The sequence below is a fragment of the Actinomadura sediminis genome (genome assembly GCF_042675525.1).
In the GTDB taxonomy this organism is placed as follows: domain Bacteria; phylum Actinomycetota; class Actinomycetes; order Streptosporangiales; family Streptosporangiaceae; genus Spirillospora; species Spirillospora sediminis.
Map to the genome: position 1 here is coordinate 41,019 of NZ_JBHTJA010000029.1, position 25,689 is coordinate 66,707.

The window sequence follows — 25,689 nt, forward strand, 5'->3', positions numbered from 1 at the left end:
GAGGCACAGCGGTGATCGCACGCGGCGTCCGTTGAGAGGAGGCCGTCCGGCGGTCTGGGCCGGGGCGCGGTTACAGGCGTAGCTCGAACCAGACGGCTTTGCCGTCGCTGGTGGGGCGGGCGCCCCAGCGGGTGGCGAGCTGGTCGACGAGGTAGAGGCCGCGGCCGCCCTCGTCGGTTTCGCCGGCGCTGCGGATGCGCGGGAGGCGCATGTCGGTGTCGAAGACCTCGACCCAGACGGCCTCGGCGCCGCGGCGCAGGCGGAGGCGGAACTCCTTGGTGGGGGGTTCGCGGCGGCCGAGCTCGGCGCCGAGGTTCCAGTCGTCCTCGTCGAACGCGTCGACCATGTCGGTGTCGAACTGGACGGGCGCGCCGAGCGGCTCGCCGCCGATGGGAACGGGGATCGCGGGCTCGCGGCGGGGCGTGGGCGTCGTCGTGGCGTGCAGGACGACGTTCGTGACGACCTCGGAGACGAGGAGGCACGCGAGTTCGGCCTGCTCGTCGTGCATGCCCCAGGACGCGAACGCGTCGGCGGCCATGCGGCGGGCCTCGGACACCATGATCGGCTCGGCGGGGAAGGTGCGTTCGACGACGCCGAGCTCGTCGGGGGCGGTGCGGATGACGACGATGGCGACGTCGTCGTCGATGTCGCCGGGGACGGCGTCGTAGGCGGCGTTCGCGATGGTCTCGACGCCGCCGCGGGCGACGTCGGCGACGGCGGCGCGGACGCGGGCGCGGCATTCCTCGCGGGTGAAGTACTCGCCGTCGTCCTTGGGGCGCCGGTCGATGAGCCCGTCGGTGTACAGGACGAGCGTGGAGCCGGGCTTGAGCTCGGTGGTCTCCTCGTTGAAGAGGATCTCGCCGCCCATGCCGGGGGCGCGCAGGCCGAGCATGCCGCCCTCGCTCTCGAAGTTCAGCTCGCTGACCTGGCCGTCCACGATGAGCAGTGGCGGGTCGTGCCCGGCGTTGGCGAACTCCAGGACGCGCGACCAGGCGTCGTACACGAAGTAGGTGCAGGAGACGAGGGGCGGGCGGACCGAGTCGTCGCTGTTCCAGCCGGAGCGCATGCGTTCGGGACGGGTCATGGTGCGGACCCACTCGTCGAGCTTGCGCAGGATGTCGGCGGGCGGCTTGTCGTCCTGGGCGAAGGCGCGCAGCGCGGCGCGGAGCTGCCCCATGACGGCGGCGGCGCGGGCGCCGCGGCCCTCGACGTCGCCGATGACGAGGCCGACGCGTCCGGCGGACAGCGGGATGACGTCGTACCAGTCGCCGCCGACCTGCGTCTGGATGCCGTGCCCGTGGGCCTCGATCGGGCGGGCGGGCTCGTACCGCCACGCGACCTGCAGGCCGTCGAGGTGCGGGGGGCGGTCGCCGGGGAGGAGGTGCTTCTGGAACGCGAGGGCGGTCTCGCGTTCCTCTTCGAACAGCATCGCGTTGTCGACGGCGAGGGCGACGCGTCCGGCGATGGCGCCGAGCAGGTCGCGGTCGAAGCCGTCGTAGTGCGGGTCGGGACGCTTCGACAGGTTCGACAGCGCGAGGCTCATCACGCCGAGCAGCTCGCCGCGGACGAGCAGCGGCGCGGAGATCACGGAGGTTATGCCCATCGCGTCGCCGAGCCGCTTGGACGACTCGGACGGCGCGGCGAACCGGTGCTGGATCATGTCCTCGACGAGGACGGCGTCGCGGCGGCTCATCGCCTTGGCGCTGAAGTGGCCCGGGGGGTAGGAGACGGGCTCGCCGACCTCGGCCCACGTGCCGGGGGGCGGCTCCCAGCCGCCGGCGTGCCGGGACACCCGCCGGTAGAGGCGGTCGCCGCTGTACAGGTCGATGAAGCAGTGGTCGGCGAACTGCGGGACGAGCGTGTCGGCGACGCGGCGCAGGGTCGTCTCGAGTTCGAGGGACCCGGCGAGCCGCTCGCCGATGCGTTCGAGGAGGCCGTAGCGGTCCTGCTCGCGCTGGTTGGAGCGCAGCGCCTCGCGGGCGAAGATGACGACGCCGTCCACGGCGCCGGACGGGTGGCGCAGCGGGACGGCGTGGGCGCGGGTGTAGACGGTGGTGCCGTCGGCCCGCAGGTTGCAGAAGGTGCCCTCCCACACGCCGCCCTTGAGGACGTGCTTGGCCAGTTCGGTGGCCTGCTCGTGGTCTTCCTCGGCGATGCCGAGGGACAGCACCGAATGCCCGATGATCTCGTCGCCGCCGAAGCCGAAGAGCTGGCGCGCGAACGCGTTCCCGTAGATGACGTTGGAGAACCGGTCGCAGACGATGACCGCCATCTCCATCTGGTTGAGGACGGTCTCGGGCGGCAGGTGCGCCTCGATGGGCGCTTCCCCCCAACGCTTCATCTCCCCATCCCGATCAGTTGCGTTCCTCGCCCGCCCGTGCCGCGCCGCCGCCCGGAGATGATCACCGGGCGTCGCGGCGCGGATGCCGCGCGTACCTCTCCCGTCGTATTGAACGACGAAACGACCGCCGGGATACGCCCGAAAGGCGCGATGGTAAGGAGATCTTCGGTATAAACCTGCGGCGGGGGCACCCGGGGGCGCTCAGACGCGGCTGACGAACACGTGCTCGGCGATGTCGCGCGGCAGTTCCGTCTCAGGACCGTCGGCCTCGTCGTCACAGGTCACCCGCACCCCGTCATCGGTCGCCCGAAGAGTCACCTCTCGTCCCGGTTGTATCCCGATCTGCTTGAGTCTAAGCATCAGGTCGCTGTCGCCCTGCACCTGCTCGCTGATGCGCTGGATGACGGCGCCCGAGCCGGCCGGGCTGGCGACGGCGGTCATCACCGACAGCGGCGGGGACTGCTCGGCGACGCGCCCGCCGCCCAGTTCGTCCAGGCCGGGGATCGGGTTGCCGTGCGGGCAGGTGGTCGGGTTGTCCAGCAGCGCGACGAGCCGGCGTTCGACGTCCTCGGACATGACGTGCTCCCAGCGGCACGCCTCGATGTGGACGTCTTCCCAGGGCAGGCCGATGACGTTGACCAGCAGGCACTCGGCGAGCCGGTGCTTGCGCATCACGCGGGTGGCGAGGCCGCGGCCGCTGTCGGTCAGTTCGAGGTGCCGATCCCCCTCGACCCGCAGGAGCCCGTCCCGCTCCATGCGCGCGACCGTCTGGCTCACCGTCGGGCCGCTCTGGGAGAGCCGCTCGGCGATGCGCGCGCGGAGGGGAATGATCCCCTCTTCTTCGAGTTCGAACACCGTCCGGAGGTACATCTCCGTGGTATCGATCAGGCCGTGTGAGGTCACAGCTCCCTCCAGTCTTATGGGAATGAGTCTACTTGCTCGACGGCCTGGGCGGCGGGCGAGCGAATAACCCCGTGAGAGCGGGTACGGGGAAACGCAAGATGAACGCAAGAACTTCCCGCGACGCCGAAATGTTCCTTCCGGACGACCCGCGGGACCGCTCCGACCTGCACGCCCTCCGCGCCGCGGCGGCCGGCTGCCGGGGGTGCGACCTCTACCGCGACGCCACCCAGACGGTGTTCGGCGAGGGCGGGCCGAACGGACGCGTCGTCCTCGTCGGGGAGCAGCCGGGCGATCAGGAGGACCGGCGGGGCGCCCCGTTCGTCGGCCCGGCCGGACGCGTCCTCGACCGGGCGCTCGAGGAGGCCGGGATCGAGCGCGGGGACGTCTACGTCACCAACGCCGTGAAGCACTTCAAGTTCAAGCAGACGGGCGGCAAGCGCCGGATCCACCAGCCGCCGAACGCGGGCGAGATGCGGGCCTGCCGCCCCTGGCTGCTGGCGGAGCTGCGGATCCTCGAACCGGACGTCGTCGTCTCGCTGGGCGCCACGGCGGGCAAGGCGCTCCTCGGCTCGTCGTTCCGCGTCACGAAGCAGCGGGGACGTCTCATGCCGCTGCCCGACCTGGAGACGATCGGCACCCCCGCCGCCGCGAGGGAGCTCGGGGACGAGCCGCCCGGCGAGGCGGACACGCGGCTCCTCGCGACGATCCACCCGTCGGCCGTCCTGCGCGCCGAGGACCGCGACGCCGTCTACGCGGGCCTCCTGGACGACCTCAGGATCGTCGCCGGCGCGCTCGGCTGACCGGCGCACTCGGCCGGCGGGCGCGCTCGGCCGGCGGGCCCGGCCCGGCTACCGGACGGGCTCGGTGGTGCGGGCGTCGTAGCGCAGCAGCGCCGGGACCGCGAGCCCCACCACGACGACCAGGATCGCGCACGCGATCCCGCCGCCGACCCAGGACGCGCCCGCCCCCGCGACGCTCGCGACCGCTCCGGCCCGCACGTCCCCGAGCCGGGGGCCGCCCGCGACCACCACCGTGAACACGCCCTGCAACCGCCCGCGCATGTGGTCCGGGGCGTAGGTCTGCAGGATCGTCTGCCGGAACACCGACGAGATCAGGTCCGCGAAGCCGCCGAGCGCGAGCAGCACGACCGCCAGCCACAGCGAGTGCGCGAGCCCGGCCGCGGCGACCGCGAGGCCCCAGACCGCGATCGCCGCGACGAGCGCGACGCCCTGCCGCCGCACCCGTCCGACCCAGCCGGAGAACAGCCCGCCCGCGACGGCGCCGAGCGCGATCGCGGCGAACAGCCAGCCGACCGCGCCCTCCCCGCCGAACCGCGCGTCGGCGACCTCGGGGAACAGCGCGCGCGGCATCGCGATGCCCATCGCGATGATGTCGACGACGAACGACATCAGCAGCACCGGCTGCGTGGCGAGGAAGCGCAGCCCGTCGATCACCGACCGGAGCCCGGGGGCGCCGGTGACGTCGCCGAGCGGGGGGATGGCGGGCAGCCGCAGCGCCGCGTACAGGACGAGCGTGAACAGCACGGCGTCCAGCGCGTACGCCGCCGCGTAGTTCCAGGTCGCCAGCAGCACCCCGGCGAGCAGCGGCCCGGCGAACCCGGCCCCCATCATCACGGTGAAGTTCAGGGTGTTGGCGGCCGGGATGAGCGGCTCGTCGATGAGCCGGGGGATGATCGCGCTGCGGGTCGGCGACGCCACGGCGAAGCCCATGGCCTGCACGGCGACCACCGCCATGATCAGCCAGAGGCTGTCCAGCCCGAGCAGCGCCTGCAGGAGCAGCAGCAGCGTCGCGCCCCACATCACGCAGGACGAGACGAACAGCAGCTTCCGGCGGTCCATGTGGTCGGCGACGGCGCCGCCCCACAGCCCGAACACGATCAGCGGCACGAGGTTGACGAACCCGAGCGCGCCCACCCAGAACGACGATCCGGTCATGTCGTACACCTGGACCGGGACGGCCACGGAGGTCACCTGGAAGCCGATGAACGACACGCCCTGCCCGAGCCACAGCCGCCGGTAGGCGGGGTGGTTGAGCGGCCGCGTGTCGATCGCGATGCGCCGCAGCGCGCCGCGGCGCCGTCCGGGCGGACGTCCCTTGCCCGGAGCGGCGCCGGATGGTTCGGGTTCCTCGGGTTCCTCGGGGGTGTCAGGAGTGTCGGCGGGGGTTGGCTGCTGTTCCGATGTCACGGGGACAGGATGCCCTGCCCGTCGCACCGGTCCGGTGCCGGGCTTCCCGCCCGGACGGGTCCGCAGCCCGCGGGCGCGGCGCGGTCACGGGGACAGCCTCACGATCGTCCAGGGGCCGGCGGCGCCCGGATCGTCCACAGCCTGTGGAGAGAGGTCGCGGCGGTACTTGATCCGGTCGTGGAGGCGGTCGCGCCGCCCCTGCCAGAACTCGATCGCGGAGGGGACGAGCCGGTACCCGCCCCAGAAGTCGGGGAGCGGGACGGCGTCGGAGTCGTCCGCGGCGGAGGCGGCGTCCGGTTCCGGCCACCGGGCGGCCAGGTCGGCGAACCGGCGCTCGAGTTCGTCGCGCCCGTCGATGACGCCGGACTGGTGCTCGCTCGCCCACGCGCCGATGCGCGAACCGTAGGGGCGCGTCCGGAAGTAGGCGCCCGACTCCTCGCGCGTCAGCGGGACGACCGGGCCCGTGACGCGGACCTGGCGGTGCAGGGCGTGCCAGGGGAAGACGAGCGCGCCGCGCGGGTTCCCGGCGAGGTCGCGGGCCTTGTCGGAGGTCAGGTTCGTGAAGAACCGGAAGCCGTGGGGCCCGTATCCCTTGAGCAGGACGGTGCGGGCGCTCGGCACCGCGTCGGCGGACGCCGTGGCGAGCACCATCGCGTTCGGTTCGGGCAGCCCGGAGTCGTGCACTTCGGCGAACCAGGCGGCGAACAGCGCGAGCGGATCGGCGGGGAGCGCCGACTCGGACAAATCGCCTCCCTCGTAGGATCTGCGGAGCCGTGCGGGGTCGGGCGTTGCGGGATCCACAGCGTCCGAGCCTCCCACCAGGGGTTTGTGCATCTCACATGCCCCCTGGGTACTGGTCAGTAAGGCGGACAGGGTTCAATGGCACGGCACCGCCTTATCAGCTCTGGGGACGAAAGGCAGGACGGACATGTCCGACTTCAAACCTGGTCTCGAGGGGGTCGTTGCCTTCGAGACGGAGATCGCCGAACCGGACAAGGAGGGCGGCGCCCTCCGGTACCGGGGCGTGGACATCGAGGATCTCGTCGGCCGCGTCTCCTTCGGCGACGCCTGGGGCCTGCTGGTCGACGACAGCTTCGACCCGGGCCTGGCGCCCGCCGACCCCCACCTCCTGCCGGTCACGTCCGGCGACGTCCGCGTCGACGTGCAGAGCGCGCTCCCGACCCTCGCCCCCGCGTACGGGATGCGCCCGCTGCTCGACATCTCCGACGAGGAGGCCCGCGCCGACCTCGCCCGCGTGTCGGTGACGGCCCTGTCGTTCGTGGCGCAGTCCGCGCGCGGCGTCGGCGTCCCGATGGTCCCGCAGGCGCGGATCGACGAGGCCGAGACGATCACCGAGCGGTTCATGGTCCGCTGGCGCGGCGAGCCCGACCCCAAGCACGTCGCCGCCATCGACGCCTACTGGGTCTCGGCCGCCGAGCACGGCATGAACGCCTCGACGTTCACCGCCCGCGTCATCGCCTCCACCGGCGCGGACGTCGCGGCGAGCATCTCCGGCGCGATCGGCGCGATGTCCGGCCCGCTGCACGGCGGCGCCCCCGCCCGCGTCCTGCCGATGATCGAGAAGGTCGAGCAGCTCGGCGACGCCCGCAAGGTCGTCACCGACATCCTCGACTCCGGCGAGCGGCTGATGGGCTTCGGCCACCGCGTCTACCGCGCCGAGGACCCGCGGGCCCGCGTGCTGCGGCGCACCGCCAGGGAACTGGACGCCCCCCGCTTCGAGGCCGCGAAGGCGCTGGAGGACGCGGCCCTCGCCGAGCTGCGCGAGCGCCGCCCGGACCGCCCGATCGAGACGAACGTCGAGTTCTGGGCCGCGGTCATCCTGGACTTCGCCGAGGTCCCGACGGCGATGATGCCCGCCATGTTCACGTGCGGCCGCACCGCCGGCTGGGCGGCGCACATCCTCGAGCAGAAGCGCACCGGCCGTCTCGTCCGGCCGAGCGCGAAGTACGTCGGTCCCGGCACCCGCTCGATCGAGTCGGTGGCGGGCGCAGCGGAGGTCCTCAAGCGCAACGGCTGACACGGCCGATCGCACCCCCGCACACGCGCTGAGGCCCCCGGTCCGCCGGGGGCCTTGCCCGTTCCCGGGCCCTGCCTGTCCGCCACCGGCGGGCACCGTGCCCTCCCTGCCCCTTCGCGACGGGCTTCCCGCGGCCCCGCGGGACCTCGGTCACGCCGTCCGGTCCGGGACGGTTCCCGGCGAGCAGATCGTAGCCCGAGCAAGAGCCCCGCGGGGGGTTGTGCGCCGATCCGGCGCGGCCTCCACGCCGCGCACGCGGCCGGCGGCGGCCGCTCCTTCGTCACGGCCCGTCGCCCTCCCGCATCATTGGACGGGCGCGGACCGGCGGGCGATCGAACTTTCCAGGTGCGGCCAACTGTCGGGAACCGCGTGCGCTTGGCATCATGTGCACGTGACGGACAAGCGACCGCTTCACCAGGACGAGCCGCTCGAAGGCGACATCGGACCCGCGGCGCCCGGGGGGCCGGGCACCGCGACCACGGGTCTCGGCGCGTCCTACGACTTCGGCTCGCCCAAGGAGCGGCGGGCGGCGCTGCGCCGGTACGAGGCCGAACGGGAGGAGCGGCGGCGCCGCGTGGACGCCGCGTCCGGCCGGATCGCCTCGATGCTGGTCGCCGCCCTGCTGGCGTTCATGACGTTCGACTCGGGACGGACGGCGGTGCAGGCGCACGCGCGCGGCGACGACTGGCTGTTCCCGCCGGGCGTGCTCGCCGCGGTGTGCGGGATCGCGTTCGTCGTCGTCATCGCGAGGGTCCTCCGGCGCGGGCCCATGCAGGTGAAGTAGCCTTCTGCGGGTGAGCGACAGCGCGAATCCAGCCATTGACATTCCCGCCGACATCAAGCCGTCCGACGGCCGGTTCGGGTGCGGCCCGTCCAAGGTCCGTCCCGAGCAGCTCGCGGCGCTCGCCGGGTCCGGCTCGACCTACCTGGGGACCTCGCACCGGCAGAAGCCGGTGAAGTCGCTGGTCGGCCGGGTCCGCGAGGGCCTGGCGCAGCTGTTCTCCCTCCCCGACGGATACGAGGTGCTGCTCAGCAACGGCGGCACGACCGCGTTCTGGGACGCCGCCGCGTTCGGCCTCGTCCGGCAGCGGTCGCAGCACCTGACGTTCGGGGAGTTCTCCAGCAAGTTCGCGAAGGTCACCACGGGCGCGCCTTGGCTGGGCGAGCCCACGGTCATCTCCGCGCAGCCGGGCTCGCACCCCGAGCCCGCCGCCGAGGAGGGCGTGGACGTCTACGCGCTCACCCACAACGAGACGTCCACGGGCGTCGCGATGCCGATCCGCCGCCCGGCGGGCACCACGGCCTCCGAGGCGCTGGTGCTCGTGGACGCGACGTCGGGCGCGGGCGGCCTGCCGGTGGACGTCGCCGAGACCGACGTGTACTACTTCGCGCCGCAGAAGTCCTTCGCGTCCGACGGCGGACTGTGGGTCGGCCTGGCCTCCCCGGCGGCGCTGGCCCGGATCGAGGAGATCGCCCAGTCCGACCGGTACGTCCCCGAGTTCTTCAACCTGAAGACGGTCGTGGACAACTCCGCCAAGGACCAGACGTACAACACCCCGGCCGTCGCCACGCTGCTGCTGTTCGCCGAGCAGATCGAGTGGATGAACGAGAACGGCGGCCTGGAGTGGACGACGTCCCGCACGGCCGACTCGTCGCAGCGGCTGTACACGTGGGCGGAGAAGACGTCCTACACGACGCCGTTCGTGATCGACCCGGCGCAGCGGTCGCGCGTCGTCGGGACGATCGACTTCGACGACGCCGTGGACGCCGCGGCCGTCGCGAAGGTCCTGCGGGCGAACGGGATCGTCGACACCGAGCCGTACCGCAAGCTCGGCCGCAACCAGCTGCGCATCGGCATGTTCCCGGCGATCGACCCGGCGGACGTCGAGGCGCTGACGGCCTGCATCGACTTCGTCGTCGAGCGGCTCTAGCCGCCCCGGCCCGCCCGGGTCCCGCCCCCGCCGCCCGTCCCGGACGGGCGGCGGGGCGGATGAGACGCAGATCTATCGGCGGCCGGTTCGAGGCGGGCGCCCGGCCGAATAAGCTCGGACGCGTGAACCGCGCGCCCCAATGGCTGCTCCCCACCGTGCTGACCGCGCTCGTCCTGGCCGTGGTCATCGGTGCGCTGCTGAATTGAGCGGCCCGAGCCGGTCCCCCGGATCGGACCCCGCGACGGCCCCCGGCGGGCCGCGGGCGCGCGGCGCGGGTCCCGTGCGGAACAGGGATGATCGAGACATGCCACCGCACCCGTTTCGTCCGGCCCGCCCGGCCCGCCCGTCCCGTCCGCCGCGCCTCCGGCGCCGCGCGTCGCTCGTCGCGGCGGGCGCCGTCATCGGCGGCGCGGTGTTCGCCCCGGCGGCGGCCGCCGACGAGGACGAGGTCGCATTCCGGATCGGCGATCCGCGCATCACCGAGTCCAGCGGGCTGGCGGTCAGCGCCCGGCACGACGGCGTGGTCTACACGCACAACGACTCCGGCGGCGTCCCGCAGATCTTCGCGCTCGGCCCGGACGGGCGGACCCGGGCCGTCCTCACGATCGGCGGCGCGCGGGCCCGCGACTGGGAGGCCATGGCGGTCGGCGAGGACGAGCGGGGCCGTCCGGCGATCTTCGTGGCGGACATCGGCGACAACCTCGGCGGCGCCTGGCCGCACGTGACGCTCTACCGGGTGCCCGAGCCGCGGACCCTGCGCAGCCGGACGCTGACCGCGACCGAGTTCAGGCTCCGCTACGAGGACGGCCCGCGCAACGCCGAGGCGATGATGATCAACCCGAGGACGAACCGGGTGTACGTCGTCAGCAAGCTGTTCGGCGGCAAGGTGTACGAGGCCCCCGCGAACCTGCGCACGTCCGGCTACAACACGCTGCGGAAGGTCGCGGACGCGCCCGCGATCGCGACCGGTGCGGCGTTCTCCCCGGACGGCCGGACGTGCGTGATCCGCACGTACTTCGGCGCGACCGTGTACGAGGTCGGGGCGGACGGCCGTCCGGGCGAGCGGATCGGGTCGGTGCCGATCCCCCGGCAGGAGCAGGGCGAGGCGATCACGTACACGGCGGACGGCCGGAGCGTGCTGGTGTCGTCGGAGGGCGCGGACCAGCCGGTGCACCGGGTGCCGCTGCCGGAGGAGGCCCTCCCCGCCCCGGAGCGCACACCGGACGACGGATCGGGCAATACACAGCAAGAAGGGCAAGGCGCCGAGAAGGTCGCGGACGAGGACGGGCGGCGCGACGCGTCCGGCCCCCGGTTGGGCCTGTTCCTCGCCCTCGCGATCGCGGGAACGCTGGGGTACGGGTGGTGGCGGAGCCGGAGGGGACGCACGTGACCGGCCGGACCTGTCCCGCGCGCGGCATGTTCGTTCCGGCGGGGGGATCGGATCGCGGAAGGAGGCCACGATCCCGTGGCGGCACGTGTGAGGATGCGCCCTGTGGAAGCGGGTCCGCGGACGCGGCCCGTGGAAGCGGGCCTGTGGAAGCGGCCCGTTGAAGCGGGCCGGTGCGCTGTGGACGCGGTGAGGGTGGACCTGTGAGCGCGGTGGACTGTGAGCGCGGTGGAGCGTGAGCGCTGTGGAGCATGAGCTGGTGGGTCTGGCGGGCCCCGGCGGCCGGTGGCGTCCGGTGGCCGCCGTGCCGTTCACCGTCGCGGCCGCGGCGCTGGCGCTGCTGCCGATCCGCCCGGTGTGGCTGTGGGCGGCCCTGATCGTCGTCGTGGGCGCCGTCCCGTGGCTGCTGGGGGCGCTGCCGGAGGCGCGGCGGCGGCGTCCGCGCCCGTACTGGCGGCTGTCGGCGGACGGCCTGGAGCGCATCGGCCCCGGCGGCCTCACCCTCACCCGCTACGAGCGCGACCGCATCGACGCGCTGGCCGTCACCACCGGCGACGGCGTGCTGACCGTCTTCCACCGGTTCGGGCGGACGGCGGTGGGCCCGACCGTCTCGCTGGGCCTGGAGACGATCGCGCTGTTCGTCACGGCGCGGCGGCTCGGCATCCCGCTGCACCTGCTGGACGGGGAGGCGGGCGACCTGCTCGACCCGGCCGTCGAGGAGGCGCTGCGCGTTCCCGGGCTGGACGACGGGCCCGCGAGCGTCGGGGCGCTGCCGCGCGACCACGCCGCGGAGAAGCGGCTGCTGGACCAGGAGGCGGCGCTGCTGGCCGCCGCGCACGAGCCCGGCGAGCACCTGCCCCGGCACGCCGGCGAGGTGCGGCTGGACACCCCCGCGCCGCTGCCGAGCCGCCGCCGGATCACGGCGCTGGGCGCGCTGACCGGGGTGCTGGGCGCGGTGATGATCGCCCGGATCGCGGTGGAGGGGACGGCCGCGTTCGGTGCGCGGCTCGCCGCGGCCTGCTGGGCGGTCGCCGCGATCGGCGGGGTGCTGGCGGCCCGCCGGCGGCTGGCGTGGGCCGCGCAGGTCCGGTGGACGATCTCGGCCGAGCGGCTGCTCGTGCGGGCCCGTCCGGGCGGGCGCGGGCCGCTGGAGGTCCCGGCCGCGGAGATCGCCGCGATCGTCCTCGGGCCGGGCCTGCGGGCGGATCCGCTGTCCGGGGAGCCGCAGCGCGCCGAGCTGGCCGCGCTCGCGTTCGGGCACCGGCTGGAGCTGCTGGCGCGGCTGCCCGCCGACGGGCTGGACGGGTTCCAGCTCGCGCACGCCCTCGACGACCGCGGCTACCGGGTGATCACGCCGGGGGCGCGCCCGCCGCGCCGCCCGCACTACGGCCTGGACCGGGTGCCGGACGTCTTCCCGTGGGTGCCCGGCGGCCGGCTCGTCGTCGCGGACGGCGGGCTGGGCTGGGCGGACGCCGCCGGGGACGTCGTCATGCAGGTGCCGGGCGAGCACCTCGGGGTGATCGAGCTGCTGACGATCGCCGGGCACGCGTGGGTGCGGCTGCACGACGCGGACGGCGACGAGCTGCTCGCCGCGCCGCTGTCGGCGCTGCGGATCTCCCGGACGGACCTGCGCGAGTCGGCGCGCCGGGAGGGCCTGCCGGTCAACGACGCCGAGTACGACGCCTACCTGAGCGCCGCGTTCCACTCCGCCGTGTCGACGCTCGCCGACCCCGGTCCGGACGCCGAGCCGGCTCCCGCGTCGCTGGCGCCGGGCGCCGCACGGGAGGGCGGGCCGGACGCGCGCCCGTCCGAGCGCGCCGACGCCGACCCCGCGGACGTTCCGGCCGTCCCCGCGCTCGCGCTCGGCCTGGACGCCCCGCCCGGCCCGGCCGCCGCGCCCGGCACGACGCTCGACGCGACGCGCCGGTCCCGCGTCGGCACGTACGCGATGAGCGTCGCGCTGTGCGAGGCGGTGGCGCTGCTCGGCGCGGTGTGGATCGGCCCGGAGCTGGGCGGGTTCAGCCTGGTGGCGAGCTGGGCGGTGCCCGCCGGGGTGCTGGTCGGGCTCGTCGGCAACTGGCTCTACGACCGGAACCGGTCGCAGCTGCGGGTGTCGGCGGCGGGCCTGGCGGCCGTCACCCGGCGCGGGCGCGTGGAGTGGGAGCTGGCCCGCGACCGGATCGGCGGCGTCGGCGTGGACGAGTCGTCGGCGCGGATGCCGCGGCTGGTCGCGTGGGGGCCGTCCGGGCGGGTGCTGCGGCAGGTGGCGTTCCCGCCCGACCTGACGGAGCTGCGCCGCGCCTGCGAGCGCTACGGCGTCCCGTGGGGGCCGCCGGACGCGGACCGTCCCGCCCCGCCGCCGCCGGAGCTCTGACGCAGCGACCACGTCTTCAGCGGCTCGTAGGTCAGCTCCGGGTGCTCCTTGCCGGGCAGGCGGCTGCGCATGAGCCGCACCGAGTCGGCCGTCCACGGCGACCCGGCGAACGCCGACAGCGACTCCACCAGCGGGCGGACGTCCACGGGCCGCCGCGACCGGGCGAGCGTCAGGTGGGGGCGGAACCCGCGGTGCTTGTCGGGCGGCATCCCGGCGCGCCGTCCCGCCGCCGTGGTGGACGCCGCGAGCCGCGCGAGGGCGCGCCGGTCGCCGAACAGGCCCGTCCACAGGACGCGGGCGTGCGCGCCGTTGCCGGGGAACGCGCCCGCGCCCGCCAGCGACAGCGTCATCCGCTCGTGCCGCTGCACGGCACGTTCCAAACGGGGCAGGAGCCGCTCGAGCCGCCGGTCGTCGAACTCGCCGAGGAACGTGAGCGTGACATGAATCAGCTCGCGCCGCGTCCATCTCAGTTCGGGGACGTCGTCGCGGTGCGGCCGGACGGCCTCCTCGAGTTCGTCCAGGATGTCCGGCGGCGGTACGAGGGCCACGAAGAGCCTCATGAGCACGTCCCGAGAGCCACCTCACCAGCTTTCCAGCAGACGGCACCCGTTGTCACGCGGTCACGGCGCCTTGTGACCGGTCCCGGGGCCGGTCGCGGGCGCCGTCGCCCGTCCCGTCCGGTGTTCCGCCCGGCCGGCGGCGCGCGAACGCGGCGACGACGAGCGGCACCGTCGCGCACACGATCCCGCCGAGCACGATGCTGAGGCGCGGCCCGAACGTCTCGGCGACCCACCCGATGAACGGGGCGCCGACCGGGTTCGTCCCGAGGAACACCAGCATGTACAGGCCCATGACGCGGCCGCGCATCTCGGGGGCGACGCTGAGCTGCATCGTCGCGTTCGCGGACGTCGTGAACGTCATGAGCGCGATCCCGGTGGGCACCAGCATCAGCAGGAACGACCAGTAGGTCGGCATCACGCCGGTGACGATCTCCAGGACGCCGAACACCAGGGCCGCGCCGAGCAGCAGCCGCAGCCGGGGTCGGGACGCCCGCCGCGCCGACAGCAGCGCCCCGGTGACCGCCCCGAGCGCCATCATGCTCGTCGCGAGCCCGAACGAGGACGCGCCGGTGCGGAAGACCTCGCGGGCGACGAGCGCGATCGTCGTCTGCAGGTTCATCCCGAAGGTCGCCACGAACCCGACCAGCACCAGGATGATCACCAGGTCGCGGCGGCCCCGCACGTACCGGAGGCCCTCCACGAGCTGGCCCTTCGCGCGCTTCACCGGCTCCGCGGGGTGCAGGTCGTCGGCCCGCATCGCCTGGAGGCCGAGCAGCACGGCGCCGTAGGACGCGGCGTTGACGAGGAACACCGGGCCGGTGCCGATCACCGTGATCAGCACCCCGGCGACGGCCGGGCCGACGAGCCGGGCGCCGTTGAAGATCGCGCTGTTCAGCGCGATCGCGTTCGGCAGGTCGCGCCGCCCGACCATCTCGACGGCGAAGGCCTGCCGGGTCGGGTTGTCGACGACCGTGGCCATGCCGAGCCCGAACGCGAGCACGTACACGTGCCACACCTGCGCCGTCCCGGAGATCGCCAGCAGGCCGAGGACGAGCGCGAGCGCGCCCATCGACACCTGCGTGATCATCAGCACGCGGCGCTTGGGGTAGCGGTCGGCGATCACGCCGCCCCAGAGGCCGAACAGCAGCAGCGGCAGGAACTGGAGGCCGGTGGTGATGCCGAGCGCGGTGCCGCTGCTGTGGGTCAGTTCGAGGACCAGCCAGTCCTGGGCGATGCGCTGCATCCACGTGCCGGTGTTGGACACGACCTGCCCGGTCGCGAACAGCCGGTAGTTGCGGTTGCGCAGCGACCGGAACATGCCGCCGCGGGGTTCGCCGCCCGCGTCGCCCGCGTCCCCCGCGTCGGGCGGGTCGGCACGGCCGGGCTCGGGAGCGGCGGTCTTCCGGAGCGCCGCTCCCCCGGTTTCGTCGGGTCCCTCGTCACCAGAACTCATTACCCTTGCTAACGATAATCGGGGCATGAGCATTCCGGCAAACGCCCTGCGAGGCGGCCGGAACAGGAACGCGCAGGGGCCGGGAACGGGCAGGGGTCAGGAGACGGGCAGGGGTCAGGAACGGCTGAGCTTGTCGATCACCGGCGCCGCGCGGCGCAGGATCTCCCGCTCGTCCTCGGTCAGCTCGCCGAGGCACCGCGACAGCCACGCCTCCTTGCGCCGCCGCTCGGCCGCCAGCAGCGCGCACCCGCGCTCGGTCGCCTGCAGCACGACCTGCCGCCCGTCCGTCGGATGCGGGCTGCGCAGCACCAGCCCCCGCTCCTCCAGATGCCCGATCACGCGGGTCATCGACGGCGGCTGCACCTTCTCGTGGTCGGCCAGCTCGCGGGGCGTCATCGACCCGTGCCGCTCGATCGCCGCCAGCGCGGCGAACTGGGTGAGCGGCAGCGGGCTCTCCGCGCCGCCCTCGGACGCCTCCGGGCGCAGCGTGCGCAGCCGCCGCGACAGCCGCGCGATCGAGATGCGCAGCTCCTCGGCCAGCCCCGGCGTCCGCGCGGCCGGGGTGTGTTCTGTGGACATGCTCATCGGTCTCCTGTCGCCCATGCTGCCATGCCCGGGACCGGGCCCGGAGGCGCCCGGCGTCCGCCCGGTCCGGGCACCGTACCCTGGAGGCATGACGCGCCAGCGCCGCCCCGACCCGCCGCCGATGAAGACCAACGACGTCCGCATCGCCGCCGTCGGCACGGCCGCGTGGGCGGTCGCGCTCGCCGTCCTGCTGCTCGCCGACCTCCCCGCCGAGGACGGCTGGTGGATCTGGGTGTGCGTCACCGGCATCGGCATCGGCCTGTTCGCCACCTGGTACATCCCCCGCCTCCAGGCCGCCCGCGAACGCCTGGAGGCCGAACGCGCCGCCGCCCGCCGCGAGCCCGAACACTCGTAGCGCCCCCTCGGCCCCCTCGGCCCCCCTCGGCCGCCTCTAGTCGTCCAGGTCGCCTTCCGCCCGCAGGACGGGCAGCGCCTCGAAATCCCGCAGGACGGCCTCCGCGCGCAGCCTGGCCTCCCACTCCCCGGTGACCCAGGCCAGCGCGCGCGCCAGCCCGGCGGGGCCGTCGGCGTGCACGTGACCGTCGCCCACCCACCACTGCACGTCCGTGCCGTCCACGATCAGACGGTCATGCGCACGGTAGACGTCCGGTGCGTCGGGCAGCACGGCCCGGACGGCCTCCGGGACGGGCCGTTCCGCGCCGCCCCCACGGCCGGCGGAGACCTCACCGGCCACCTCGTCGCTCGCCAAGGGCAGGTCGAGGAGTTCGGCGAGGCGCTCCTCGCGGCCCCGGGCCGCGATCACGAGCGGCTGCCCCGCCAGCAGCGGCAGCAGGTCGGGACGGTCGAGGACGAGCGCGTCCGCCGCGTCCACGACCTCCGCCTCGCCGTCGACGACGGCCCGCACCCGCTCCGGCGGCGCGACGTCGAGGTCCGGGGCGTCGGCGAGCGCCGTCCACAGGGCGCCGAGCCGGTCGCGGGCGACGTCGCGCGCCGGATCCGCGAGCCGCTCCAGCAGCTCGCGGGCGCCGCCGGGCTCGTCGAGCAGGTCGTCGAGCGACGTCCGGACGCCGAGCGCCGTCAGCAGCCGCTCGTCCAGGGCGTCCGGCGCGACGTCGTACAGCCCCGCGAGCGAGTCGTCGCCCGGGAGCCGGAACTCGCCCGGCGCGCGCCCCTCCAGCACCGGCCGCCGCCCCAGCCACCACGCCGTGTACGACGGGACGGCCGCGCGCCGCCCCGTGTGCAGGACGACGTGCGCCGGTTCGACGATCGCGGCGCGCCACGGCGGCTCGGCGAGCAGCCGCAGCGCGGCGGCCCAGTCGTCGACGAGCTCGAGGTCGCGGACGGCCGTCAGCTCGGGCACGGCGGGCGGCAGCTCCTGGGGGCCGACGCGGCGCAGGACGTCGTCGGCCCAGAGCTCCTCGCCGTCCAGGTGCAGGGTCTCGGCCTCGTCGGCGAGCGCGGTCAGGTCGACGTCCTCGGCGCGCGCGAGCGCGAACCCGTCGAGGACGCCGGCCGCCGCGAGCGTCTCGGCGCCCCACCGTTCGAGCAGCCCCCCGTCGACGACGCCGAACGGGGCGTCGTCCGCCATCAGCCCGCGCAGCGGGCTCCCGGGGAGGAGCAGCTCGCCCGCCGGGTACAGCTCGCCGTCGTCGCCCGGGAGCGCCAGCTCCGCGAGCCACGGCTCGTCCCCCGGGTCGACCGGGCCCGCGGCGACGAGCCCGAGCACCGCCTCCGCGACCGCGTCCGGATCGTCCGCGTCGAACGAGTCCTCCACCGCCGCGCGCACCGCCGGATCGCCCAGCACCGCGCGGGGGCCGGCCTCGACCGCGCCCAGCCGCCGCAGCAGCGGATGCACCGCGTCCGGATGGACGAACCGCAGCCCCAGCACCCCGAGGCCCGCCGGGTCGACGCCGTCCGCGATCAGCAGCCCGCGCGGGCCCCGCACCAGCCGGTCGTCCGCGAGCGGGACCGGCAGCGCACCGAGCCCCTCCGCGTCGGCGCCCTCCAGGGCCGCGTACACGCCCCGCCACCAGGCCGGTTCCCGCTCGACCGCGGCCAGCTCGTCGACCACGTCGGCCAGCTCGATCCGCCGCGCCCCGAGCGCCGCGAGCGCCGGGCTCCGCGCGGGCCAACCCGGCGGCAGCAGCCCGCCGAACACCGCCGGCCCGTCCCCGTGCCCGCCGAGCAGCTCGACGAACCCGGCCGGGGCGTCCAGCACCAGCGCGTCCCGTCCCCGCGTCCCGCCGGGCAGCACGGGCGCCTCCGGGAGCCGGTCGGCGATCGCCCGCCGCAGCCGCGCGTCCAGCTCCCCCGCCGCGACCGGCCCCGGCACGAGCCCGAGCACCGCGGGCGACGCCGCCCGCGCGCCCATCAGCCGCACGTACGCGTCGGCGGCCCGTTCCACGAGGAAGTCCGTCAGCGGCCCGGGGGCGACGTGCCGCCGGTCCGGCGCCAGCGGGAACGACGCGATCAGCAGCGCGGGCAGGTCGAGCGGCTCGTCCGTCGGCGTCGGCGCGTGCAGCGCCCGCGGAACGTCCCCGCCTTCGGGCAGCGCCCACCGCACCAGCCAGAACGGACGGTCCCGCTCCTCCACGGGCCGGTCGGCCAGCAGGCCGTCCGGCACGGCCCCGTGCGCCTCGACGGTCGCCCACTCGACCCCGTCGATCACCACACCCCGGACGGACGCACCGGCCCCGGCCGTCCCGTCCGCGAACTCGTCCGGGACGAACGCGGGCACACCCGGCTCACGCCGGTCAGCGGCATCGCCGGGCGTGAACCCGGGCCCCGCGCCCTCGGCGGGCCGCCGGTCGCCGCCGCCCGGCGCGAGTCCGGGCGCCTCGCCCTCGGCCGCGCCCTCGGCGGGCCGGCCGGCACCGGGCACACGCCCGTCGGCGGCGTCCGGCTCGGCGGGGCGGGCCGCGCGTCGGGCGGTGAGGGTCCGTTCGGCGCCGTCGAGGACGATCTCGACCGACTCCAGGGCCGGGAGCGCGAGCAGCAGCGGCGCCGCGACCTCGGCGAGCTGCGCGCGGACGGACGCGACTGCGTCGCCGTCGCGCAGCGGCAGGCGGACGACGGTGTCGAAGCCGTCCGGGATCGGCGGGGCGTCCGCGGGCGGGAGGGCGAACGGCAGCCGGAGCAGGGGCGCGCGTCCGGCGCGGCGCCCGACCTCGGCGGCGACGCCGGGGAGCCCCTCGGCGAGTTCGCGGGCGCGGTCGCGGCACCAGGCGACGGCGCCGGTGCGGGACGCGATCGCGGGGGAGTCGGTGACGGCGACGACGGCGGCGAAACCGACGCCGAAGCGGCCCACGGCGCCCGTGTCGTCGCGTTTCGCGGACGCGCGGAGGGTCGAGAGGGCCTCGACGCCCGGCGCGTCGAGGGGCGCGCCGGTGTTCGCGGCCGTGAGGACGCCGTCGTCCAGCACCAGCCGGAGGCGGCCGGGCACGCCCGCGCGGGACGCGGCGTCGGCGGCGTTCTGCGCCAGTTCGACGATCACCCGGTCGCGGTAGCCGCCGAGGGCGTGGTCGTCCTCGGTGTTGGCGTCCTCGCGGAAGCGGGCCGGCGACTCGTCCCAGGCGCGCAGCACCCGCTCGCGGAGGGCGCGGGCGCCGAACGGGTCGGCCGCGGGGTCAGTGGGGCGGGTCACCGGTCAGCTATGGCCGAGCGCCTCGTCGTCCAGGGGCGCCGAGTCGTCCCCCGGGCCCGGGACGAGGTCGTAGCCGAGCTCGTCGATCACCGGGGGGCCGTGCTCGGACGCGGCGGGGACGGTGACGGCCTCGGAGTGCGCGCCGCAGCCGTGGTCGGCGGACACGACGCGGCCGTCGTCGGGGGCGTACTCGTTGGCGCACACGCCGAACACCTGGCGCAGCTCGCCCGCGAGCGGCAGGTAGAACCCGCAGGTGGAGCACTGCGCGGGGGCGGACGCGGCGATGGGGGCGCGGGGGCCGTGGACGCCGTCGTACCAGCGGGCGGCGGCCTCGTCTCGGCCCTCGCGGGACAGCACCCGGACGCGGCCGAGGCCCGGCTCCCACTGCGCCTCGCGGTCGCCGTCGCCGGTCTGCGCGAACGCCGGGGTGAGCCGGACGTCGTCGGCCGCGGTCGGCAGCAGGTCGCCGGGGCCGAGGTCGCCGGGGCGGAGCCGTTCGAGCCACGGCACCCAGTCGGGCGCGAGGAGGGCGTCGTCCCCGGGGAGCAGCACGCACTCGTTGACGGTCACGTTCTTGGCGCGGGACGCCCGCACCACGGTGACCGACCAGCGCCAGCCCCGGTAGGCGGGGTCGAGGCACTCGAACGCGTGCGTGACCACCCGGTCGGCCTCGGCGCGGAGGCCGAGATGCTCGCCGACCTGTCCCGGCCGGGCCGTCTCCTCCGCCGCCGCGCGGGCGAGGTCGACGGCCTCGGCGCACGCGCGGTCGACGGCGGGCGTCCGGGCGCGGCGGGCCCCGGCGGAGCGGCCGGCCGCCCTGGTCGCGGGCGGGTTCTTGGCGTTCTCGGGAGCTGGGCTGGACTGACGCGTTGGGCTCACATCCCAATTCTCGCCCATGGATCCAAGTGAACGCGCCCGCCGCGGGCGCCCGCCGCCCCTCGGGGACGTCAGGGGCTGAGGTCGTCGGCGACCGCGCGCAGCACGGTGGCGATCTTCTTGGCCTCGGCCGCGGAGGGGTGCTTGCCGCGCCGGTAGGTGTTGGAGATGCCGTCGAGCAGCTTGATGAGGTCCTCGGTGATCAGCACCATCTCGTCCGGCTTCTTGCGCCGCTGCTTGGCGATGGCCTTCTCGACGGACGGCAGGGTCTCCAGGACCCGCACCTGCATCGCCTGCTGCCCGCGCCTGCCCTCGACCACGCCGAACTCGATGCGCTGCCCGGGCTTGAGCGACGTCACCCCGCCCGGCAGAGCGGAGGAGTGCACGAAGACCTCACCCCCGTCGTCACGGGTGAGGAAACCGAACCCCTTGTCGGAGTCGTACCACTTGACCTTGCCAGTCGGCACGGGAGACCTCGTCTAGTAATCGTCTGGAATCGGTCCCAAGATTAGTGCCTCGCCGAGAGCCGGTGAACACGCCGGGGGCGTGCACGGCACACCGGGACCGATGCTCGCAAAGTACCCCGAACGAGTTCGCGCGGCACCCCATTTTCGGCGCGCGGGAAATGCTCCGTCAGCGGGTCACGAAACCGGCGAGCCAGTCCGGGAACGCGTGCAGGTCCGGAAGGACGACGTCCGCGCCGTACGCGGCCAGCGCGGCGGCGTCGAACGGGCCGGTCGCGACGCCCACGGCGACCGCCGCGGCGGCGCGCGCCGCGTCCACGTCGCCGGTGTGGTCGCCGATGTACGCGCCGGCGCCGTGCTCGCGCAGCGCCACGCCCTTGGCGGCGCCGAACAGCCCGCCGACGACCGCGTCCACGGGCAGCCCGAGGAACCGGACCGTCCGCTCGGTGTCGGCCTGGTTCTTCCCGGACACCACCACGACCCGCCCGTCCAGCGCCCGCACCGCGTCCAGCGCCGCCGCCGCACCGGGCATGACGTCCGTCGCCGGGACCGCGACCTCGGGGTAGATCGCCCGGTAGCGGTCCGCCATCGCGGGCACCTCCGCCGCCGGGAACCAGTGCGCGAGCTCGACCTCCAGCGGCGGCCCGAGCCGCCCCACGACCACGTCGACGTCGATGGGCACGCCGGTCTCCGCGGCGAGCGCCGCGTACACCGCGGAGATCCCGGCGCGGGTGTCGGCGAGCGTCAGGTCGAGGTCGAATCCTACGACCGGCCCGGAGCGGGCCCGCACGTCCCCCGCCGGGGACCCGCCGGACGTTTCCGGAGACATTTCCGGTGAATCGCGGTGCAGCACGCCCCACAGGGTAAAGGTCCTCTAGGACGTTCGAGACGCGAGTACCCGCGCCCTCCCGGTAGTGGCGATGCGACGGGATCCGAGTGGGAGAGCGCGGGAACTCTTCGCGCGGGAACCTTTCCGCGTGGCCGGAACTGGCCTGTCCGGTCACCGGGAACTCCGCCCGTGCTGCAGGAATACCCGGCACCCCCGCCACCAACCGCCCCACCAGGGAAAACACAGCACCCGATAGGACCAGCGCCGGCAAAAGAACGATCAGCCGGCCCGGCGAAGGGAGAGGCGCCATGACAGACAGCACCACCGGCACCGACCGCGACCCCCGGACGGGACGGCGCCGCGCGCCGCGCGCGCCCGGGCGGGCCGCCGGAGCCGTCGCCACCGCCGTCTCGGTCGTCACGACGATCGCCGTGGCGATCCTCGCGATCCACATCCTGTTCGTCGTGTTCGAGGCCAACACCGGCAACGAGATCGTGCGGTGGTTCGCGGACGGCGCCGGATGGCTCGCGTGGCGGTTCGAGGACGTCTTCCGCCCGGACGACCCGAAGATCGCCGTCGCGGTCAACTACGGCCTCGCCGCCCTCGTGTACCTGGTGGTCGGCCGGCTCATCGCCGCGCTCGTCCGCCGTCTCGCCTGACCCGGCGGACGCCCCGGCCGATGCGAGAACGGTCACGAAACGAGGCTCGCCGGACCTGAGCAGCGGTGACCGAGTCCGGGATGCCTTACTGTTCTTGCGGAGGAAACCATCACCATGACGCCAAGTACCCGCGAGCGGATCGTGGCCGAATCGCTCCGACTGTTCGCCGACCGGGGCTACGCCGCGACGTCCGTCGCCGAGATCGAGGCCGCGGCCGGGCTGTCCCCGGGCGCGGGCGGTCTCTACCGGCACTTCCGGTCCAAGGAGGAGGTCCTCTCCTCCGCCATCCGCGAGCACATCGAACGGACCCGCAAGCAGATCAGCGACGTCCTCGCGAACTCGACCGCCTACGCGGGCCGCCCGCTGGAGGTCCGGCTCCGGATGACCTGCCAGGCGGGGCTCGCCAAGATGCGCGAGGAGCAGGACCTCATCCGCGTGCTGTTCCGCGACCTCGACCAGTTCCCGCACCTCGTCGCGGAGATGCGCGAAGGCATCGTCAACCCGCTCTACGACGGGATCGCCACCTGGCTGTCCGAGCAGCCCGAATACGCCGACTCCGACGAGGACTGGCCCGCGGTCGCGTCCATCCTGGGCGGCGCGGTCGTCAACTACTGGCTGGCGAACGAGTCGATGTACGAGCCGCCGACCCGCATCGACGAGCGGCGGTTCGTGGAGAGCTGGGCGCGGCTCGGCATGGGCCTCGCCCACCGGCAGGCCACGCCCGCGTCCTGACCCGCCCGCCCGGACCGTCCGGCGGGTCGGGGGCGCGCCGCCGCCACCGCACACTTCGGGTGCTCCTACCCTGAAGAGAGCCGTCACGACGGCGGCGGGCGACGACGACCAGAGAAACGGCGGGCCGGGCAAGCGGACGGCGGGAGTGGCGCTGCATGGAGACGTATGCGGACTGGCTCCGCGCACGGAGCGACGACGAGCTGCGTGCGCTGCTGTCCGCGCGTCCCGAACTGCTAGCGCCCGTCCCCGCCGACCTGACGGCGCTCGCCGCCCGCGCCACCACACCGGCCGCGGTCTCCCGCGCCCTCGACCGGCTCGACCGGTTCACGCTCGCCGTCCTGGAGGCCGTCCTGGTCCTCCCGGACACCGCCCCCGGCGCGCTCGCCGCCGCCCTCGACGCGCCCCGCGCCCGCGTCGACGACGCCCTCGCCGTCCTGCGCCGCCACGGCCTCGCCTGGGGCGACGCGGCCCCCGACGCGGCGCCCAACGCGGCGCCGGGCGTCCGGCAGGCGCTGCCGCACCCCGCGGGGCTCGGCCCGCCCGTCCGCGAGGTGTTCGCGGGCTACTCCCCCGAGCGCCTCACCGACCTGGTCACCGACCTGGACGGGGCGGCGCCGCGCGGCTTCCCCGACGCCGACCGGCTCATCGCCCGGCTCGCCGGCCTGCTCGCCGCGCCCGGCCCGCTGATCGACGACGCCGGCCCCGACGCCCGCGCCGCCCTCGAGCAGCTCGCGTGGGGGCCGCCCGTCGGCCGCGTCGCCGACGCCCGCCGCCCCGTCCGCGTCGACACCGCCACCACCCCCATCGAGCGGCTGCTGGCCCGCGGGCTCCTCGCCGCCGAGGACGACCGCACGGTCACCCTCCCCCGCGAGGTCGCGCTGCACCTGCGCGACGGACGGCTGTTCCGGGACGTCCCCGCCGACCCGCCGCCGCTCGCCCCCGCCGACCCGCCCGCCCCGCACCCGGAGGAGACGGTCGTGCGGGCCGCCGCCGGCGAGGCCGCGGCCGCCGTCCGGCTCGTCGAGGAACTCCTCGAGCACTGGGGCCTGGAACCGCCCGCCGTGCTGCGCAGCGGCGGCCTCGCCGTCCGCGACCTGCGCGCCGCCGCGACCCTGCTGGACGTCCCCGAGTGGCACGCCGCGCTGCTGATCGAGTCCGCGCTCGCGACGGGCCTGCTCACCCGCAGCGGCGACCTGGACGGCGAGTGGCTGCCCACCCCCGCCTACGACCTGTGGCTGATGCGCGACACCGCCGGCCGCTGGACCGAACTCGCCCGCGGCTGGCTGCGCTCCGACCGCGTCGCCGGGCTCGCCGGGGAACGCGACGACCGCGACCGGCTCATCAACGCGCTGAGCGAGGCGATGGTGCGCGGCACCGCGCCCGCGACCCGCCGCGCCGTCCTGCAGATCCTCGGCGAGGCCGAACGCGGCGTCGTCCCGTCCGCGGACGCCCTGCGCGCGCGCCTCGCGTGGCTGCAGCCCCGCCGCGGCGGCCCGCTCCGCGACCGGCTGCTCGGCTGGACCCTGCGGGAGGCCGCCGCCCTCGGCCTGACCGGCTTCGGGGAGCTCTCCCCGTTCGCCCGCGCCCTCCTCGCCGGCGACGACCCCGAACCCGAACTCGACAAGCACCTCCCCGAACCCGTCGACCAGATCCTCATCCAGGCCGACCTCACCGCGATCGCGCCCGGCCCCCTCGTCACCGAGCTCGCCCGGGAACTCGCGCTCACCGCCGACGTCGAATCCACCGGCGGCGCGACCGTCTACCGGTTCACCCCCGCCTCGATCCGCCGCGCCCTCGACGCCGGCCGCACCGCCGCCGACCTCACCGCCCTCCTCGCCCGGCACTCGGCGACGCCCCTCCCCCAGCCGCTCACGTACCTGATCGAGGACGTCGCCCGCCGCCACGGGCAGCTCCGCGTCGGCTCCCTCACCTCCTACGTCCGCGCCGACTCCCCCGCGATGCTCGACGAGATCCTCGCCGACCGCCGCGCCGAACCCCTCCGCCTGCACCGCCTGGCCCCGACCGTCCTCGCGTCCGGCCTGCACCGCGCCGAACTGCTGGACGGCCTCCGCGCGATGGGCCTCGCCCCGGTGGCCGAGTCGCCCGGCGGCGGCGTCATCGTCACCCGCCCGGACGCGCAGCGCGCCGACCCGCCGCCCACCGCGGAGATCGTCCGCGTGCGGCAGGACCCGCACGCCGACGCCTCGATGATCACGGCGGCCGTGCGAGCCCTGCGGGCCGGCGACGAGGCGTCCCGGCACGGCCCCGACCGGGCCGACGCCCCCGGCGGCGAACCGCCCCGCTCCCCGGCGATGGCGACCGTCGAACGCCTCCGCGCCGCCGTCGAACGCGGCGGCCGCGTCTGGATCGGCTACCTCGACCAGCAGGGCCAGGCGTCCAGCCGCATCGTCGAACCCGTCCGCGTCGAGGGCGGCTTCCTCACCGGCTACGACGCCACCCGCGCCGCCGTCCACCGCTTCGCCCTCCACCGCATAACCGGCGTCTCCGACCTGGACGCCCCCTGACCCGCCCCCGGAACCGGCCCGCCCCCAACCCGGCGCCACGAACCCCCAAAGGGACGACGCCCACCCCTGAAACCACCCGACCCACCGGGCACCGGGAGCCACCCGGCCAAGCGCCCGAGATGGCCCCACCCCCCCGCAACGACCCCGGCCACACCACCAGGAGCAGGGCGGCGACCCAAGCACAGCCCGAACGCGCCCGAGATGGCCCCACCCCCCGCAAC

At 75.2% G+C, this 25,689-nt stretch carries 22 protein-coding genes; 11 read left to right on the forward strand and 11 right to left on the reverse strand.

The annotated features are described in order from the left end of the window. Positions 1-70: 70 nt before the first annotated feature. Together ACFQ11_RS16645 and ACFQ11_RS16650 are read right to left on the reverse strand one after the other, a co-directional pair. Entirely contained in the window at positions 71-2,341 is a 2,271-nt protein-coding gene (locus ACFQ11_RS16645; protein ID WP_378299416.1) for an ATP-binding SpoIIE family protein phosphatase, read from the reverse strand. Between the two features lie 201 nt (positions 2,342-2,542). Further along, positions 2,543-3,244, reverse strand: coding sequence for a metal-dependent transcriptional regulator (locus ACFQ11_RS16650; protein WP_378299419.1), 702 nt, complete (start codon positions 3,242-3,244; stop codon positions 2,543-2,545). A gap of 98 nt (positions 3,245-3,342) precedes the next feature. Here ACFQ11_RS16650 and ACFQ11_RS16655 point away from each other — a divergent pair, with 98 nt between their 5' ends. Further along, positions 3,343-4,044, forward strand: a complete 702-nt coding sequence (locus ACFQ11_RS16655) for a UdgX family uracil-DNA binding protein (protein ID WP_378299421.1) — start codon at positions 3,343-3,345, stop codon at positions 4,042-4,044. Positions 4,045-4,092: 48 nt separating this feature from the next. On the opposite strand, the gene ACFQ11_RS16660 is transcribed toward ACFQ11_RS16655, so the two are convergent. Beyond that, complete coding sequence (locus ACFQ11_RS16660; RefSeq protein WP_378299423.1) at positions 4,093-5,451, reverse strand: MFS transporter; 1,359 nt, start codon at positions 5,449-5,451, stop codon at positions 4,093-4,095. A gap of 84 nt (positions 5,452-5,535) precedes the next feature. Beyond that, the gene (gene pdxH, locus ACFQ11_RS16665; protein ID WP_378299425.1) at positions 5,536-6,285 is read right to left on the reverse strand and encodes a pyridoxamine 5'-phosphate oxidase; all 750 of its coding nucleotides are present in this window, start codon (positions 6,283-6,285) and stop codon (positions 5,536-5,538) included. Positions 6,286-6,379: 94 nt separating this feature from the next. Between pdxH and ACFQ11_RS16670 the strand changes: the two genes are divergently transcribed. The 6 genes from ACFQ11_RS16670 to ACFQ11_RS16695 all read left to right on the forward strand — a co-directional run bounded on the left by ACFQ11_RS16670 (position 6,380) and on the right by ACFQ11_RS16695 (position 13,181). After that, complete coding sequence (locus ACFQ11_RS16670) at positions 6,380-7,489, forward strand: citrate synthase 2 (RefSeq protein ID WP_378299427.1); 1,110 nt, start codon at positions 6,380-6,382, stop codon at positions 7,487-7,489. Between the two features lie 391 nt (positions 7,490-7,880). Beyond that, positions 7,881-8,273, forward strand: a complete 393-nt coding sequence (locus ACFQ11_RS16675) for a hypothetical protein (RefSeq protein ID WP_378299429.1) — start codon at positions 7,881-7,883, stop codon at positions 8,271-8,273. Between the two features lie 10 nt (positions 8,274-8,283). Further along, the gene (serC, locus tag ACFQ11_RS16680; protein ID WP_378299431.1) at positions 8,284-9,420 is read left to right on the forward strand and encodes a phosphoserine transaminase; all 1,137 of its coding nucleotides are present in this window, start codon (positions 8,284-8,286) and stop codon (positions 9,418-9,420) included. A 59-nt stretch (positions 9,421-9,479) separates the two neighbouring features. Then, complete coding sequence (locus tag ACFQ11_RS16685; protein ID WP_378299433.1) at positions 9,480-9,626, forward strand: hypothetical protein; 147 nt, start codon at positions 9,480-9,482, stop codon at positions 9,624-9,626. A gap of 98 nt (positions 9,627-9,724) precedes the next feature. Next, complete coding sequence (locus ACFQ11_RS16690; protein ID WP_378299435.1) at positions 9,725-10,810, forward strand: lactonase family protein; 1,086 nt, start codon at positions 9,725-9,727, stop codon at positions 10,808-10,810. 241 nt (positions 10,811-11,051) lie between these two features. Then, positions 11,052-13,181 carry a hypothetical protein gene (locus tag ACFQ11_RS16695; RefSeq protein WP_378299437.1) on the forward strand — a complete coding sequence of 710 codons (2,130 nt, stop codon included), beginning with the start codon at positions 11,052-11,054 and terminating at the stop codon, positions 13,179-13,181. Here ACFQ11_RS16695 and thpR read toward each other — a convergent pair. The 3 genes from thpR to ACFQ11_RS16710 form a co-directional block, all read right to left on the reverse strand. Then, complete coding sequence (thpR, locus tag ACFQ11_RS16700) at positions 13,118-13,741, reverse strand: RNA 2',3'-cyclic phosphodiesterase (protein ID WP_378299439.1); 624 nt, start codon at positions 13,739-13,741, stop codon at positions 13,118-13,120. The two genes, ACFQ11_RS16695 and thpR, sit on opposite strands and share 64 nt — an antisense overlap. Before the next feature lie 52 nt (positions 13,742-13,793). Further along, entirely contained in the window at positions 13,794-15,059 is a 1,266-nt protein-coding gene (locus ACFQ11_RS16705) for an MFS transporter (RefSeq protein WP_378299461.1), read from the reverse strand. Positions 15,060-15,308: 249 nt separating this feature from the next. Continuing rightward, positions 15,309-15,779 carry a MarR family winged helix-turn-helix transcriptional regulator gene (locus ACFQ11_RS16710; protein WP_378299441.1) on the reverse strand — a complete coding sequence of 157 codons (471 nt, stop codon included), beginning with the start codon at positions 15,777-15,779 and terminating at the stop codon, positions 15,309-15,311. A gap of 88 nt (positions 15,780-15,867) precedes the next feature. On the opposite strand from ACFQ11_RS16710, the gene ACFQ11_RS16715 reads away from it, so the two are divergent. Then, positions 15,868-16,134, forward strand: a complete 267-nt coding sequence (locus tag ACFQ11_RS16715; RefSeq protein WP_378299443.1) for a DUF2530 domain-containing protein — start codon at positions 15,868-15,870, stop codon at positions 16,132-16,134. Between the two features lie 36 nt (positions 16,135-16,170). Here ACFQ11_RS16715 and ACFQ11_RS16720 read toward each other — a convergent pair whose 3' ends face one another. From ACFQ11_RS16720 to ACFQ11_RS16735, 4 genes are all read right to left on the reverse strand, one after another. Further along, on the reverse strand, positions 16,171-19,383 hold the full coding sequence (locus ACFQ11_RS16720; protein WP_378299445.1) for a sacsin N-terminal ATP-binding-like domain-containing protein: 3,213 nt from the start codon (positions 19,381-19,383) through the stop codon (positions 16,171-16,173). Between the two features lie 3 nt (positions 19,384-19,386). After that, positions 19,387-20,262, reverse strand: coding sequence for a DUF3027 domain-containing protein (locus ACFQ11_RS16725; RefSeq protein ID WP_378299447.1), 876 nt, complete (start codon positions 20,260-20,262; stop codon positions 19,387-19,389). Between the two features lie 68 nt (positions 20,263-20,330). Next, the gene (locus ACFQ11_RS16730) at positions 20,331-20,726 is read right to left on the reverse strand and encodes a cold-shock protein (RefSeq protein WP_378299449.1); all 396 of its coding nucleotides are present in this window, start codon (positions 20,724-20,726) and stop codon (positions 20,331-20,333) included. 166 nt (positions 20,727-20,892) lie between these two features. Then, positions 20,893-21,552, reverse strand: a complete 660-nt coding sequence (locus ACFQ11_RS16735; RefSeq protein WP_378299451.1) for an HAD family hydrolase — start codon at positions 21,550-21,552, stop codon at positions 20,893-20,895. A 308-nt stretch (positions 21,553-21,860) separates the two neighbouring features. Here ACFQ11_RS16735 and ACFQ11_RS16740 point away from each other — a divergent pair, with 308 nt between their 5' ends. From ACFQ11_RS16740 to ACFQ11_RS16750, 3 genes are all read left to right on the forward strand, one after another. Next, positions 21,861-22,211: a hypothetical protein gene (locus tag ACFQ11_RS16740; RefSeq protein ID WP_378299453.1), complete on the forward strand. Its 351-nt coding sequence runs from the start codon at positions 21,861-21,863 to the stop codon at positions 22,209-22,211. 114 nt (positions 22,212-22,325) lie between these two features. Then, complete coding sequence (locus ACFQ11_RS16745; protein WP_378299455.1) at positions 22,326-22,943, forward strand: TetR/AcrR family transcriptional regulator; 618 nt, start codon at positions 22,326-22,328, stop codon at positions 22,941-22,943. 155 nt (positions 22,944-23,098) lie between these two features. After that, positions 23,099-25,468, forward strand: a complete 2,370-nt coding sequence (locus ACFQ11_RS16750) for a helicase-associated domain-containing protein (protein ID WP_378299457.1) — start codon at positions 23,099-23,101, stop codon at positions 25,466-25,468. Positions 25,469-25,689 lie beyond the last annotated feature (221 nt).

Excerpts from the sequence above, each read along its gene's own strand:
- ACFQ11_RS16645 (WP_378299416.1), bottom strand. The coding sequence starts at position 2,341 with ATGAAGCGTTGGGGGGAAGCGCCCATCGAGGCGCACCTGCCGCCCGAG.
- ACFQ11_RS16655 (WP_378299421.1), top strand. The coding sequence starts at position 3,343 with ATGAACGCAAGAACTTCCCGCGACGCCGAAATGTTCCTTCCGGACGAC.
- pdxH (WP_378299425.1), bottom strand. The coding sequence starts at position 6,285 with ATGCACAAACCCCTGGTGGGAGGCTCGGACGCTGTGGATCCCGCAACG.
- ACFQ11_RS16670 (WP_378299427.1), top strand. The coding sequence starts at position 6,380 with ATGTCCGACTTCAAACCTGGTCTCGAGGGGGTCGTTGCCTTCGAGACG.
- ACFQ11_RS16685 (WP_378299433.1), top strand. The coding sequence starts at position 9,480 with ATGAGACGCAGATCTATCGGCGGCCGGTTCGAGGCGGGCGCCCGGCCG.
- ACFQ11_RS16690 (WP_378299435.1), top strand. The coding sequence starts at position 9,725 with ATGCCACCGCACCCGTTTCGTCCGGCCCGCCCGGCCCGCCCGTCCCGT.
- thpR (WP_378299439.1), bottom strand. The coding sequence starts at position 13,741 with ATGAGGCTCTTCGTGGCCCTCGTACCGCCGCCGGACATCCTGGACGAA.
- ACFQ11_RS16705 (WP_378299461.1), bottom strand. The coding sequence starts at position 15,059 with ATGTTCCGGTCGCTGCGCAACCGCAACTACCGGCTGTTCGCGACCGGG.
- ACFQ11_RS16710 (WP_378299441.1), bottom strand. The coding sequence starts at position 15,779 with ATGAGCATGTCCACAGAACACACCCCGGCCGCGCGGACGCCGGGGCTG.
- ACFQ11_RS16715 (WP_378299443.1), top strand. The coding sequence starts at position 15,868 with ATGACGCGCCAGCGCCGCCCCGACCCGCCGCCGATGAAGACCAACGAC.
- ACFQ11_RS16735 (WP_378299451.1), bottom strand. The coding sequence starts at position 21,552 with ATGTCTCCGGAAACGTCCGGCGGGTCCCCGGCGGGGGACGTGCGGGCC.
- ACFQ11_RS16740 (WP_378299453.1), top strand. The coding sequence starts at position 21,861 with ATGACAGACAGCACCACCGGCACCGACCGCGACCCCCGGACGGGACGG.
- ACFQ11_RS16745 (WP_378299455.1), top strand. The coding sequence starts at position 22,326 with ATGACGCCAAGTACCCGCGAGCGGATCGTGGCCGAATCGCTCCGACTG.
- ACFQ11_RS16750 (WP_378299457.1), top strand. The coding sequence starts at position 23,099 with ATGGAGACGTATGCGGACTGGCTCCGCGCACGGAGCGACGACGAGCTG.